At 62.2% G+C, this 13,448-nt stretch carries 12 protein-coding genes; 3 read left to right on the top strand and 9 right to left on the bottom strand.

Annotated features, from left to right (window positions below; genetic code table 11):
• Nucleotides 1-167: 167 nt before the first annotated feature.
• Complete coding sequence (locus PH551_RS17725) at nt 168-365, top strand: DUF3311 domain-containing protein (protein WP_085780717.1); 198 nt, start codon at nt 168-170, stop codon at nt 363-365.
• A complete protein-coding gene (mctP, locus tag PH551_RS17730; protein WP_285193992.1) occupies nt 355-1,830 on the top strand; it encodes a monocarboxylate uptake permease MctP in 1,476 nt (491 codons plus the stop codon). Before PH551_RS17725 ends, mctP begins: the two co-directional genes overlap by 11 nt.
• A 78-nt stretch (nt 1,831-1,908) precedes the next feature.
• Here the strand turns inward: mctP and PH551_RS17735 are convergent, their stop codons facing one another.
• The 9 genes from PH551_RS17735 to PH551_RS17775 all read right to left on the bottom strand — a co-directional run bounded on the left by PH551_RS17735 (nt 1,909) and on the right by PH551_RS17775 (nt 12,365).
• Nucleotides 1,909-3,882: a HAMP domain-containing methyl-accepting chemotaxis protein gene (locus PH551_RS17735; RefSeq protein ID WP_285193994.1), complete on the bottom strand. Its 1,974-nt coding sequence runs from the start codon at nt 3,880-3,882 to the stop codon at nt 1,909-1,911.
• Nucleotides 3,883-4,527: 645 nt separating this feature from the next.
• A complete protein-coding gene (locus tag PH551_RS17740) occupies nt 4,528-5,598 on the bottom strand; it encodes an LLM class flavin-dependent oxidoreductase (RefSeq protein WP_285193995.1) in 1,071 nt (356 codons plus the stop codon).
• A gap of 313 nt (nt 5,599-5,911) precedes the next feature.
• A complete protein-coding gene (locus tag PH551_RS17745; RefSeq protein ID WP_085780714.1) occupies nt 5,912-6,250 on the bottom strand; it encodes a hypothetical protein in 339 nt (112 codons plus the stop codon).
• Between the two features lie 95 nt (nt 6,251-6,345).
• Complete coding sequence (locus PH551_RS17750) at nt 6,346-7,443, bottom strand: ABC transporter substrate-binding protein (protein ID WP_085780713.1); 1,098 nt, start codon at nt 7,441-7,443, stop codon at nt 6,346-6,348.
• A 50-nt stretch (nt 7,444-7,493) separates the two neighbouring features.
• Complete coding sequence (locus tag PH551_RS17755) at nt 7,494-8,534, bottom strand: ABC transporter permease (protein ID WP_183699998.1); 1,041 nt, start codon at nt 8,532-8,534, stop codon at nt 7,494-7,496.
• An 18-nt stretch (nt 8,535-8,552) separates the two neighbouring features.
• Entirely contained in the window at nt 8,553-10,049 is a 1,497-nt protein-coding gene (locus PH551_RS17760) for a sugar ABC transporter ATP-binding protein (RefSeq protein ID WP_285193998.1), read from the bottom strand.
• A gap of 97 nt (nt 10,050-10,146) precedes the next feature.
• A complete protein-coding gene (locus PH551_RS17765; protein ID WP_085780710.1) occupies nt 10,147-11,040 on the bottom strand; it encodes an NAD(P)-dependent oxidoreductase in 894 nt (297 codons plus the stop codon).
• Nucleotides 11,030-11,587: a gluconokinase gene (locus PH551_RS17770; protein WP_285193999.1), complete on the bottom strand. Its 558-nt coding sequence runs from the start codon at nt 11,585-11,587 to the stop codon at nt 11,030-11,032. Before PH551_RS17770 ends, PH551_RS17765 begins: the two co-directional genes overlap by 11 nt.
• 13 nt (nt 11,588-11,600) lie before the next feature.
• Nucleotides 11,601-12,365 carry an SDR family oxidoreductase gene (locus tag PH551_RS17775; protein ID WP_285194000.1) on the bottom strand — a complete coding sequence of 255 codons (765 nt, stop codon included), beginning with the start codon at nt 12,363-12,365 and terminating at the stop codon, nt 11,601-11,603.
• Between the two features lie 135 nt (nt 12,366-12,500).
• Between PH551_RS17775 and PH551_RS17780 the strand changes: the two genes are divergently transcribed.
• On the top strand, nt 12,501-13,442 hold the full coding sequence (locus tag PH551_RS17780; RefSeq protein WP_285194001.1) for a 2-hydroxyacid dehydrogenase: 942 nt from the start codon (nt 12,501-12,503) through the stop codon (nt 13,440-13,442).
• The last annotated feature ends 6 nt before the right edge of the window (nt 13,443-13,448 follow it).

Here is a 13,448-nt window from a genome sequence, read left to right on the forward strand (position 1 = left end):
GTCAGTCGTTGGGAGGAATTCATATGCGTTACATTAGCTTTCGATCGGCTGGAAAGGTCGAGCGATCCGAACCGGGCTCGCCGCGGCCTGCGGCTGACAGACCCGCCTTCCACGCCGACAACTGGAACATGGCGACCGCCCCCCGCGGCGCCTGAAAGGTACCCGACATGGAAAGACCACATAGCAAGGCAGCGCTCTGGCTGCTTATCATCCCGTACATAGGGCTGCTCTGGCCGCCATTCTACAATCTCCGCGAGCCGTCGCTTTTCGGCTTTCCCTTCTTCTATTGGTATCAGCTTCTCTGGGTACCGATCACAGCGACGCTGACCTGGATCGCCTATCGGAGTGTTCGCCATGACGACTGACATCAACGTCACGGCGCTTGCCGTCTTCATCTTCTTTTTCGCCCTCGTCACCGTCATGGGTTTCGTCGCCAGCCGCTGGCGCAAGCCCGAGACGCTGGCTCATATCGATGAATGGGGTCTCGGCGGACGCAACTTCGGTACCTGGATTACCTGGTTCCTCGTCGGCGGCGATTTCTATACGGCCTATACCGTGATCGCCGTCCCGGCGCTGGTCTACACGGTCGGCGCCTACGGCTTCTTCGCGCTGCCCTATACGATCGTCGTCTACCCCTTCGTGTTCATGGTTATGCCGGTGCTGTGGAAACGTGCCAAGGATTTCGGCTATGTGACGGCAGCCGACGTCGTCCATGGTCAATATGGATCGCGCGGTCTCGAGCTTGCCGTCGCGGCGACCGGCGTCATCGCCACCATGCCTTACATCGCCCTGCAGCTCGTCGGCATGACGGCGGTCCTGAAGGCGCTCGGACTGCATGGCGAATTGCCGCTGGCGATCGCCTTCATCGTGCTGGCGCTCTATACCTACTCGGCGGGCCTGCGCGCGCCCGCCTTGATCGCCTTCGTCAAGGACATCATGATCTATATCGTGGTGATCGCCGCGGTCGCGCTGATCCCGTCGAAGCTCGGCGGCTACGCCAATGTCTTCGCCTCGGCCGATGCGGCCTTCCAGGCCAAGGGCTCCGGCAACCTGCTGCTGGGCGGCAATCAGTACGTCGCCTATGCCACGCTCGCTCTGGGCTCGGCGCTTGCGGCCTTCATGTATCCGCATACGCTGACAGGCATCTTTGCCTCCAACAGCGGCAAGACGATCCGCAAGAATGCGATCATGCTGCCGGCCTATACGCTGCTGCTCGGCCTTCTGGCGCTGCTCGGCTATATGGGCCATGCCGCCAACCTGAAGCTTGACAGTGCGAACGACGTCGTTCCCACGCTGTTCAAGACGCTGTTTTCGGGCTGGTTCTCCGGCTTCGCCTTTGCCGCGATCGCCATCGGCGCACTGGTGCCGGCGGCGGTGATGAGCATTGGCGCGGCCAATCTCTTCACCCGCAACTTCTGGAAGGCCTATGTCGATCCCAAAGTCAGCGATGCAGGCGAGGCCAAGGTCGCTAAGGTGACATCGCTGGTGGTCAAGGTCGGCGCGCTTCTCGTCATCCTTTTCCTGCCGACGCAGTTTGCCCTCGACCTGCAACTGCTCGGCGGCATCTGGATCCTGCAGACGCTCCCGGCGCTGGTCTTCGGTCTCTACACCGGCTGGTTCCGTGCACCCGGCCTGCTTGCCGGCTGGTTCGTCGGCTTCTGCGGCGGCACCTTCCTGGTCTGGGATGCCGGCTGGAAGCCTCTGCATCTGATCAGCCTCGGCGGCGAACCCTTCACCGTCTATACCGGCCTGCTGGCGCTGGCGGCAAACATCGCGGTTGCAGTCGTGGTCAACGCCCTGCTTCCAGCCAGGGCCCCGGCTCGGGCGTAGGCACGAAAACGCGAAGGGCAGCAAACGCTGCCCTTCCTCATTTCAAATTATGGCAGGGGCGCAGGAGCGCTTCCGCGATCAGAATTCTTCCCAATCGCCCGCCAATGCCGCGTTCCCCTGGACCGCCGCGCCGCCCTGGAACGACTTGCCGATCTTCGCGATCATCTGCCGAGCGGGCGAGGCGACAGGTTGAGCGTGCTGCGCTGCCGCGGCGGGCGGCGTCATGCGCCTTGATGCCACCGCTCCGCCGATATTGAACTGGCTGAGCAACTGGAACAGCGCATCGGCTTCCTTGGCGAGGTTATGGGCGGCAGCTGTCGCTTCCTCCACCATGGCGGCGTTCTGCTGCGTGCCCTGATCCATCCTGTTGACAGCGGCGTTGATTTCTTTCAGCCCCGTCGCCTGTTCCTGCGAAGCGCCGACGATCGCGCCGACATTGCCGTCGACCTGCTGCACCTGCGCGGCAATCTCCTGCAAGGCCTTTCCGGTCTCGCCGACGAGGGCGACGCCGCTCTTCACATGGCCGTTCGAAGCGTTGATCAGTTCCTTGATCTCCTTTGCCGCCTTGGCGGAACGCTGCGCCAATTCGCGCACTTCCTGGGCGACGACGGCAAAGCCCTTGCCGGCTTCACCGGCGCGGGCGGCTTCGACGCCGGCATTCAGCGCCAGCAGGTTGGTCTGGAAGGCGATCTCGTCGATGACGCCGATGATGCTTCCGATCTCGGTGGCGGAAGATTCGATCTTGCCCATGGCGTCGACCGCATCGCGAACGACGCTGCCCGAGCGTTCCGCATTGTCCTTGGTCTTGCGGACGAGCTCCCCGGCTTCCTGGGCCCTGTGGCTTGAGTCGGCGACAGTGGTCGTGATCTCTTCCAGAGCAGCGGCGGTTTCCTCGACGGAAGCGGCCTGCTGTTCGGTCCGCTTGGCGAGATCGTCCGAGGCCGACCGGATCTCCTGTGCGCCGGCCGCGATGGCGCTGGCGTTCTGAGAAACCTTCTGCATGGCGGCACGGAGCTTTTCGACCGCGGCATTGAAATCGGCGCGGAGCTTTTCCAGGGACGGAATGAACGGCGTGTCGATCTGCTGCGTGAGGTCGCCGTCTGCCAGGGCCTGCAAGGCGTCCCCAAGCCGGCCGACAGCCTGGTCCGTTTGCTCCGCAAGGGTGCGGCGTTCGCTGGCATCCTGCTCGAGGCGTTGCCGCTCCGCGACAGCCCGCTTGCTTTCCGCATCGGCTTGCCGTTCCGCCTTCGCTGAAATCGCGTCACGCAAGCTGGCCACGGCGCGCGCGAGCTTGCCGATCTCGTCGCCGCGCGCTTCGAGGCGACGGTCGCCGTCGAGATTGCCTTCCGCCATCGCTTTTAGCGAAAGCTGGAGTTTTGCCAGCGGACCGATGATCGTACGGGATGTGATGACGGCAGCGAAAATAGAGAGAAGAGCCGCGATCCCCAGCGCCGTCAGCACGATCGGCTTGAACCCGCTTGCCGAACTGCGAACCTTACCGCCGATCGTTTTGTTCAGCGCTTCCTGATAGTCGATGAATTTATTGATGGCGCCGAGCCACTGCACGAAAGCCGGACGGGCCTGTTCGAGCAGGATCTTGCGCGCCGCCTCGCCGTCGCCCTTCTCCTGCAGCGCGATGATCTCGGCGACCAGAGGATTGGTTTTCGCCTGAATGCCGGCAATCTCGTTGAGAATGGCTTTTTCCTGATCCGTGGCACCTGCCGGGGATGCAACCATGTCGGCCATGCGCTTTTCATTCTCGGCATAAGTGGCCGCGAGCTTGTCGATCAGCGCCTCGGCGGCCTTGCGTTCATCCGCCGAGGTCACCAGGGTCACGTCGCGGATGGCGATCGCCCGATCATGCACGCTGCCGCGATAGTTGATGGCAAAGCGTTGCTTGACGCTGTTGACGTCATTGATCGTTTCAAGATCGCTGTTGATCTTCGCGACCTCGACCGCCGAATAGATGGCCAGGCCGGCCATCAACAGAACCAGGAAGCTGAAGCCGAGGGTGAGACGCACCGCGATCCCGAAATTCTTAATGCTGTTCATTGGCACTCTCCATGGTTGGCGAGGTTGTCAAAAGTCGCTGGGACATCAGGATCGCTCGCGACTCCTCATTCAAGCGTGCGGTCCTCGATCCCCACCCGAACGCGTCCCGAGGCGCTGTTCGCGCCCGACATGCCACTTCGCATGCACTGCACATTGTCCGGGAGCGGCCGAGCCAATGCCCAGAAGCGCGGAAAGTAACATCGTCGATTTCGTGCAAGATTTCGGAAGCCCGGCTCGCCGTCATGGCGTAGGTGACGATCCTGAGAACGCCTTCCCGATATCCTAAAAATTTAGGGGAATATATTTTAGAGAATGTAAACGGAGACGGCAGAGAGCCAGTAAGCTGCGTTTTTCGTATATCTTGTGCGCATTTCTTGCACCGCCGCCATGCGGGAAGAGTATGCTAAGTTGTTTCACAGCAACGGCCGACATCTGCTGTTGTAAATTCGGCGCTCAACTCTTTCGCCGCCTTGCACTCGGACAATGATCCGGGGAACGCCGGACGGAAATCGCGAGTCACTTCGGATGCACTGCGGCAGCGCAAACGATGCTTGGCGCCGACTCTACGTCGCCTACAATTCCGGCCGCAACAATGTGCTGCAACGATCCGACATCGTGTGCTCATGGAATTGCCCATCAGCGGGGTCAGCCACGCAGCAGCGGCAGAAGCTGATCGCCCTGACGCTTGATCTCGGAGAGGTAAGGCGTATCCGAAAGCACGAAATGCGTGATTCCCAGTTCCTGATATTTGCGCAGTGAGCGGGCGACCTCTTCCGCCGAGCCGACCAGCCAAGTGGTGCCGGCCCCGCCGCCGCCGAACTTGCCCGGCGCGGTGTAGAGATTATCGTCGAGCACGTCGCCGCGCTCGTGAAGAGCGAGCAGCCGCTGCTGGCCCACGGCAAGTGCACCCTGGTGATCGTGCCAGCCGGCGCCTTTGTTCTTCGCCATCTCGGCGACTTTCGCCTCGGCATCGGCCCATGCCTCATCCGTCGTGTCCCGAACCAGCGTCGTTATCCGCAGCCCGAATTCCAACGGTGGAAGGTCGCGGTCGAGGTCCCGGCTCAGTCCCTTGAGCCGATCTATCCGCTCGCGGACACCATCGAGCGGCTCGCCCCAGAAAAGCTGGACATCGGCCTCGGCCGCCGCCACCCGTTCGGCCGCCTCGGATGCGCCACCAAAATAGAGTTTCGGGTGCCGGCGGTCGCCGCGAACCTCGATGCGCGGCACCACGGTGGATTCGGCAACCCGGAAATGCTCTCCCGCGGAGGTGACGTTTTCTTCGGTCCATAACCTGCGCACCAGCCGCATGAACTCCCTCGTCCTGCTATAACGATGCGCCTGATCGCCCTCGCTGTCGCCGTAAGCCGACAGGTTGTCCTTGCCCGAGACGATGTTGATCCGCACGCGACCGCCCGTGAGGTGGTCGAGCGTCGCCGCTGCGGACGCGAAATTTGCCGGCCGCCAATAACCCGGGCGGATCGCAATCAGCGGCTCGAAGGTGGTGGTGCGCGCCGCGAGCGAGGCCGCGACGGTGAACGTGTCGGGACGGCCCCAGCCGGTGCCGATGAGCGCGCCCTTCCAGCCGTGCTCCTCAAGCGCCTTCGCATGGCTGGTCAGCGTGTCGAGGCTGTTGTGATTGTCGACGGCGGAATCGCCGCGATGGCCGGGCCTGACATCGTTTGGAATATACCAGAGAAATTCGGAATTATTGCTCATGCGATGCTGCGGATCTACGTGGTTGGAAGAAGAAGCCCTCCCGGCGAATCATGCGGTTATCTGCCTCGCCGTGGCGCCCATGCGGGGTAAGATGGAGCATTGCCCACTAAATCAGTAGACTATTTAATTTAATAATGGCGGCGCTGATGAAAAATTGTGCCAAAGGCCGGTGCCCGCGGGCTTGGCAGCGTCCCAATAGGAAAAGCGCCTGGAACGCTCGTTCGCAGGCGCTTTAAAATTGTTCGATCGCTGTTCTCGATCTTACGGCCGGGCAGCGTCCGTCGCTCCAGTCGGCGCGGAAAATGCCCGGCGGTCAGGCAATGGCCGGCGGGTATTCGTTGGCCTGGAAGACGTGGTGATGCACCTTGCCGGTGAAGAGCTGCAGGAGTTCGCCGGTGACCTCGCGGCTCTCGAAGCGCACATGGGAGCGAAGCGCTGCATTGACCGCATCCATATCGGGATAACGTATGGCGAGAGCCATGGCATAGACAGGAGCGCCTTCGTCGCGCTCCATTCCGTCAAGCACCCGGACTTCCTCGGCGCCCGGAAATTTCGTCCAGAGAGGGACGAGCCGCTGCCTGACAAAGGCGCGGAATTCCTCTTCTCGGCCGGGATGGATTTCGCCTTCAAACAAAGCATAACGAATGATCATGGGTTCTCTTTTCCAAAACTCGCCGGAGCTGGATCGATATTGGCGTGGTGTCAGCGGGGGTAAGGGCGTATCCGCAGATACGCCCTTGGGAAGGCTTATTTGCCCCAGATTTTCTTGTATTGATCGCGATAGCCGTTATCGGGATCGAAGCTGTTCTTCGGCCCGCCGTCGAATTCGACGTTCGCGCTGGTCACCACGTGCAGCGGCGACACGTAGCCCGACCACGGCGCACCCGCAAAAGCGCGGTTCAGTTCGTCGACGAGCTGCCAGCCCTGGAGGTTGAGCGGCTCGGCGACCGTGACGGCCTGATACTGCTTGGCGCGAATGCGCTGATAGGCGCTCTCCGAACCGTCACCCGCGGCGACGTTGACCGGCTTTCCGTCGCCTGGAATGCCGGCAGAGGCGAGCGACGGTCCCATGAAGTCGTAATAGAGGTCGTTGATCGCCAGCGAATGCGTCCACTTGGCGCCGTACTTCTGCAGAAGCGACGTGGTCAGCTGCGGCATGCGCTGGGAGGTTTCGGCGATCGGCGTGTCGACATATTCGAGCACCGTGCCGCCGAGATCCTCGATCTCCTTCTTCATGCGGTCGGCCTTGGCGATAGCGATCGCATAGGTCGAGTCGGTGAAGATGATGACACCCGGCTTGCCGCCGGCATCGGCGAAGGCCCAATCGGCCGCGGACTTCGATACTTCCATCGCATCGGTGGTGACGTTGGCGAAGACGCCGACTTCGGGAACCGGGCCGACGGCCGAGGCGGCGTGCCAGGAGACCATCGGAATGCCGGCAGCCTTTGCCGATTCCATTGCCGGCTTCTGCTCGACGGCGTCAAAGCCGTTGATGATGATACCATCGGGCTTCAGCGCCATGGCTTGGCCGAAGGCCGCCGTCCGGCCGCCGATCGAACCAGCGCCGTCGAGCACTTTCACCGTCCAGCCGAGCGCGCTGGCCGCTTCCTGCACGCCATTGGCGACGCCGAGGATACCGCCGTTTTTCATATCGGCTGCAAGAATGACGATGTTCTTTCCGGTGGCGCCTTTGGGGCCGCTCGTCGGGCCATCCCATGCGCTCACCTTGGAGGCATATTTCTCGACCACGGCTTTGGCGTCGGCCATGGAATCGGCCAGTGCCGGCATGCTCAGCATAACGGCGACGGTTGCGACCGTTGCCTGCAATAAGGTCCTGCGCTTCATGTTCACTCCTCCATTTTGTTTGTTATGAAATGCCGGCCGGGCCGGCATCCTCATTTGGATGCGGGTGTGATCCTCCTCACAGCTCCGCGCTTGCGCTGGGCGTAGCCTGCGATGCCGATGGCAATCAGCAGGGTCACGCCGTTGAACAGCGGTTCGACGAAGAACGATCCGCCGAATTGCTGAATTCCAGATATCCCCACCGCCAGGATGATGACGCCGATCAAGGTGCCCCAGACATTCACCCGTCCCGGCTTGATCGTCGTCGACCCAAGGAAAGCGCCGACGAGAGCCGGCAGCAGATATTCGAGGCCGACGCTCGCCTGGCCGATGCGCAGCTTCGAGGCCAGCAGGACCCCGGTCAGGGCCGCCAGCAGGCCTGACGTGACGAATGCGCCCATCACGAATTTGCGGACGGGAATGCCGTTGAGGGCCGCGGCCTTGGGATTGGCGCCGATGGCATAGAGATAACGGCCGATCGGCAGGTATTCGAGCACGATCCACATGCAGATCGCGATCAGCAGCACGTAGAAGCCGGTAATTGGCAGGCCGAACAGCATGGTGCCGTTCAGCGCGTAGAAACCTTCAGGCAGGACGCCGACCACCTGCCGGCCGCCGGTGTGCCAAAGGGCAAGCGCATAAAGGACCGTACCGGTGCCGAGGGTGGCGATGAAGCTGTCGATCTTGGCGACCTCGACGAGCAGACCGTTGATGAAGCCGGTGAGGACGCCAAGCGCGAGAACGATGAGGACGGCGACCGGCCAGGGAAGGCCGTAGACCGTCTGCAGGCTGATGGCGAGAATGTGCCAGAGCACGATGCCGTAACCCACGGTCAGGTCGATGCGGCCCGAGGCCATCGGGATCATCGCGGCCAGCGACAGAAGCGCGATGATCGCCTTGTCGGAGACGATCGAGCGGACATTCAGGACCGTCGGAAACGTATCCGGCAGCATGATCGAAAAGAGCAGGATCAGGCCGACTGTCAGGATCACCAGACCATAAACCGGAATCAGGCGCCCGATCTTCTGTCCGGCGGACAAGCCGGCCATTTCGCTCTTGGTCGGCTCCAGCGCGGTGGATTCAATGGATTGCATGGCTGTTCTCCCGATGGCTCAAGCAGCTTCCGATGCGGATGCGGCCGTTATCACCGCCTCCGTCGTCAGGGCGCTTCCAGTCAGTTCGCTGACGATTTTGCCGCGCGAGAAAACCAGCGCGCGGTGGCAGATATGGGCGATTTCCTCGAAGTCCGTCGAGACCACGACGACTGCGAGACCAGCTTCCAGCGCCTGCGTGATCAGGCGGTAGATTTCCGCACGCGCGCCGATGTCGACTCCGGCGGTCGGATCTTCGGCGATCAGCAGCTTCCGGCCGGTCGCCAGCCAGCGGCCGACGACGACCTTCTGCTGGTTGCCGCCCGATAGAGCTTCCACCGGCAGATCCGGATCGTTCGGCCTGAGGCCGACGGACTGGCCGATCGCATGGGCAAGGTCGGCTTCGCCGCGCGGAGACAGGAAGGAAAAAAGCCCGCGTCCGACTGCGCCGGGGTTGATATAGGTATTTTCCCGAATGGACAGCGAGAGCGCGACGGATTCCTCCGTCCGGTCGCGGGCGATCAATCCGATGCCCGACGCCATTGCGCTTAGCGGGCTCGAAAGGTCCGGAGTTTGGTCATGCAGCAGGATCGTGCCGCCGAAAGGTTCGCAGCCGAACAGCGCCCGGCCGATCCGTTCCTGACCGGCGCCGCGCAGGCCGGCGAGGCCCAGAAGTTCGCCCTGTCTTATATCGAACGATATCGGGCTCGTGCCGGCGCAGACGAGATCGCGCACCTTGACGATCGCCTTGCCGGGCTTGATCTCGGTCTTCGAAAAGAGACTGTCGCCGCTGCGGCCGATGATCATCATCACGAGTTCGTCGGGAGTGGTCTCGCTGACCGGCTTCTGCCCGACCATGCATCCGTCGCGCAGGACGGCGACGCGATCGGCGATGCGGAAAATCTCGTCCAGCCTGTGGGAGACATAGATCATGCCGACGCCGCGCTCCTTCAGGGGACGGATCGCGTTGAACAGCCGATCGACTTCGTCGGCGGGCAAGCTCGCCGTCGGCTCGTCAAGCACCAGAACGTCGGCTTCGACGGCAAGCGCGCGGGCAATGGCGACCAGGGATTTTTCGGTGCGCGACAGGGCCGAGACCCGCGTCGTCGGATCGAAATCGCAGCCGACCAGCTTCAAGGCCTCTTTCGCGCGCGCCTGCGTCCTGTTCCAGTCGATCAGACCCCGGCGCATCGAGAAGCCCTGCGACAGGCCCATATTCTCGCCGACCGTCATCCACTCGATCAAGCCGAGATCCTGATGGATAAAAGCCACCGGCTGCCGCTCGTTCGGCTTCGGCGGGCGATGATGGTAGCTCTGCCCGCGAAACAGGATGTCGCCGTTATCGGGCTTGTAGATGCCGGCCAGGGTCTTGATCAGCGTCGATTTCCCGGCGCCGTTTTCGCCGAGCAGCGCCAGGATCTCGCCCTCGCGCAGGTCGATCGAGACGTCACGCAGCGCCTGCGTGCCGCCGAAGCTTTTGGTGATCGATTGGAACTCCAGCAGTCTCTTGGCTTCCACTGTGGCTCCTCCCAAAGCTGCAGCTGTCCTCATGTTATCGATAACATCGCCCTATTAGTCAAGCGGAAAGTGACAATCTCCCAGGCCTGAAATGAGGTCAGTCGGCGGCAAATCCGTCGAGCAGGCGCATCATCTCGGCAGAGTCCTTCGGCCCAAGGCCGGCAGCGCAAAGCAGGCGATGAATTTCCACCACCGCGCCCGTCATCGGCAGCGGCGTTTTTGTCCTCAGTGCAAAGGCCTGAAGCGAGTCCAAATCCTTCAGCATGTTGTCGATCCTGCCTGTCGGCGAGAAATCCCGGGCGGCGAATTTCGCCATGAACTCCTGCAATATCCGGCTGTCCGCCCTGCCGCCGGCAAGGGCGGCCGGTATGGCGGAGGGATCCACACCGCCGGCTTCCGCCAGCTTGACGGCTTCAGCGACCGACTGGAACAGCACGGCGCAGAACAGCTGGTTGATCAGCTTGGTGGTCTGCCCGGCCCCGGATGCGCCCATCAGCGTATAATTGGCGGCAAGATGCCGCATCACCACGCGCGCCCGCTCGAAATCCTCAGAGCTGCCACCGGCCATGATCGTCAGCTTTCCGCCGAGGGCACCGGGCACACCGCCCGAAAGCGGGCAATCCACCCATGCCATGCCCGTTTCCCCCCGCAGCCGCTTCGCCATGTCGGCGGTTTCGGCGGGGTCGATCGAAGACATATCGATCAGCAGCTTGTCAGCGCTTGCCGCCGCCGCAACCCCCTTCTCGCCGAAGACGACGGCGCGGACGATATTTGCATGATTGAGGCTGAGGACGCAAAATTCCGACCGCGAAACCGCATCCTCCACCGAAGCAGCCCCGTGGGCGCCCTTGGCTGCCAACGCCGCGACCTTTTCAGTATCGAGATCGAAAACCGATACTTTGTGGCCGGTTTCGATCAATCGCGTGACGATCGCCGCTCCCATGATGCCCGCGCCGATGACGGCGACATCTGCTCTGTGGTCATCCCGCATGATAATCTCCTCCCTTGACGGCCACGCCTCGCAGCCCCTCGCAAGCCAGCGCCACCATATCATCCAAAGCCATATCGATCGCCACCGTCACGACACCGGGCTCCCCGATCGGCGGGTCCAGCGTCTGCAGCTGGCTGTCGAGCAGCGAAGCCGGCATGAAGTGGCCCTGACGGGCCTGCATCCGCGACAACAGCAGATCACGCGACCCCTCCAGGAAAATGAAGGCCAGGGGCCCATCTGCCGCCTGCCGCAGCCTATCCCGATAACTTCTCTTCAGCGCCGAACAGGAAATCACCAATCCCTGCGACGCCTTTTGCGCCGCCCTTAATTCCTCACCGATCCGGTCGAGCCACGGCAGGCGATCTTCATCGGTGAGCGGTATGCCCTTCGCCATCTTCTCGACATTGCGCGGGGGATGGAGCTGGTCACCTTCCACAAACAACATGCCGTTGCGACCGGCGAGGCGCTCGCCAACCGAAGATTTGCCGCAACCGCTGACGCCCATGACAACCACGGCAAAGGGCAGTGCCTCTTTCTCAACGTCCATCGTCTCGCCTCCCTTAGAGGCAGGTCGTGATGCCGCCGTCGACATAAAGCGTGTGGCCGTTGATGAAGGACGAACCGCGTCCCGAAAGGAAGACGGCGGCACCTACCAGTTCCTCGACATTGCCCCAGCGTCCGGCCGGCGTCCGCTTTTCGAGCCAGGACGAGAATTCCGGATTATCGACGAGCGCCTGGTTGAGCGGCGTCTTGAAATAGCCCGGCGCAATCGCGTTGATCTGCAGGCCGTGCTTGGCCCAGTCGGCGCACATACCGCGGGTCAGATTCCGCACCGCGCCCTTGGTCGCCGTATAGGGAGCTATGCCCGGACGGGCGAGCTCGCTCTGAACCGAGGCGATGTTGATGATCTTGCCATGCCCGCGGGCGATCATGGCTTTGGCGGCCGCCTGGCTGACGTAAAACACGCTGGAAATATTGGTGGTCAGGAGCAATTCCCATTTGTCCGCCGGGAAATCTTCCAGCGGCGTGCGGAACTGCATGCCGGCATTGTTGATCAGGATGTCGAGCGGACCGATATCGGCTTCGATCGCGGCGATACCCTGCGCAGCAGCGTCCTTGCTGGTGACGTCGAAGATCGACGCATGGGCAGAAAGACCTTGAGCCTTGAGGCTTTCGACTGCGCGTTTGACGCTTTCGGGCGTGCGGCCGTTGATGACGACCTCGGCGCCATGCTGCGCCAGGCCCTCGGCCAGCGCAAAACCGATCCCCTGGCTCGAGCCGGTGATCAGGGCAAGCTGCCCGGTCAGATCAAACAGGTTCTTCATGCAAATCACTCCTCCGGTGTCGCGGCGAATGACGGCTTATACCGCCACTTGCGGTGAAACTCACTTGACATCCCTATCTCGAATTATATGTTATCGATAACATAATCAACAGCCAAAATGCGAGACGAAGACGCAATGCCTGACGTAGAAATCTTGATGGCCGGGGCCTATCCAGAGTGGGACATGGTCGATCTGGAGGCGAGCTACCGCGTCCACCGCCTGTGGGAAGCCGCGGATCGCCAGGAACTGATTTCAAAAGTCGGCAGCAATATCCGCGCCATCGCGACGCGCGGCGAACTCGGCGCTTCCGCCGAGCTGATGAAGCAACTGCCGAAGCTGGAGATCGTTTCCTGCTACGGCGTCGGCACCGACGCGATCGACCTCTCCTATGCCCGCGCCAACGGCATTCGCGTGACGAATACACCTGACGTGCTGACCGAAGACGTCGCCGATATCGCCATCGGACTGCTGCTTTCCACGGCACGCCAGATTCCGCAGGCCGACGTTTTCGTCCGCACCGGTCAGTGGGGCAACGTTCCCATGCCGCTGGTAACGCGGGTTTCGGGCAAGAAGGTCGGGATCGTCGGCATGGGGCGGATCGGCAAGGCGATCGCCAAGCGGGCTGCCGCTTTCGGCTGCGACATCTCTTATTTCGCCCGCAATAGGGACCAGGATGTCGCTTATGGCTATGAAGCCAATCTGGTCGCGCTTGCCAATTGGGCCGACTTCCTGATCGTCATCGTTCCCGGAGGGGCCGCGACAATGAAGATCATCAACGCCCAGGTGCTGGAAGCGCTCGGTCCGGAAGGCATGCTGATCAATGTTTCGCGCGGAACGACCGTCGACGAGGAAGCGCTGATCGCAGCGCTTCAGAACCGCACCATCCAGGCCGCCGGCCTTGACGTTTTCCTCAACGAGCCGAAAATCGATGCGCGCTTCCTGACGCTGCCGAACGTCGTGCTGCAGCCCCATCACGGCTCCGGCACCATCGAGACCCGCAGGGCCATGGGCAAACTGGCCAGAGACAATCTCGCCGCGCATTTTGCCGGTCGCGCGCTTCCGACGCCGGTCGTGTGAGGAGTT

It is taken from the genome of Rhizobium atlanticum (assembly GCF_030182485.1).
In the GTDB taxonomy this organism is placed as follows: domain Bacteria; phylum Pseudomonadota; class Alphaproteobacteria; order Rhizobiales; family Rhizobiaceae; genus Rhizobium.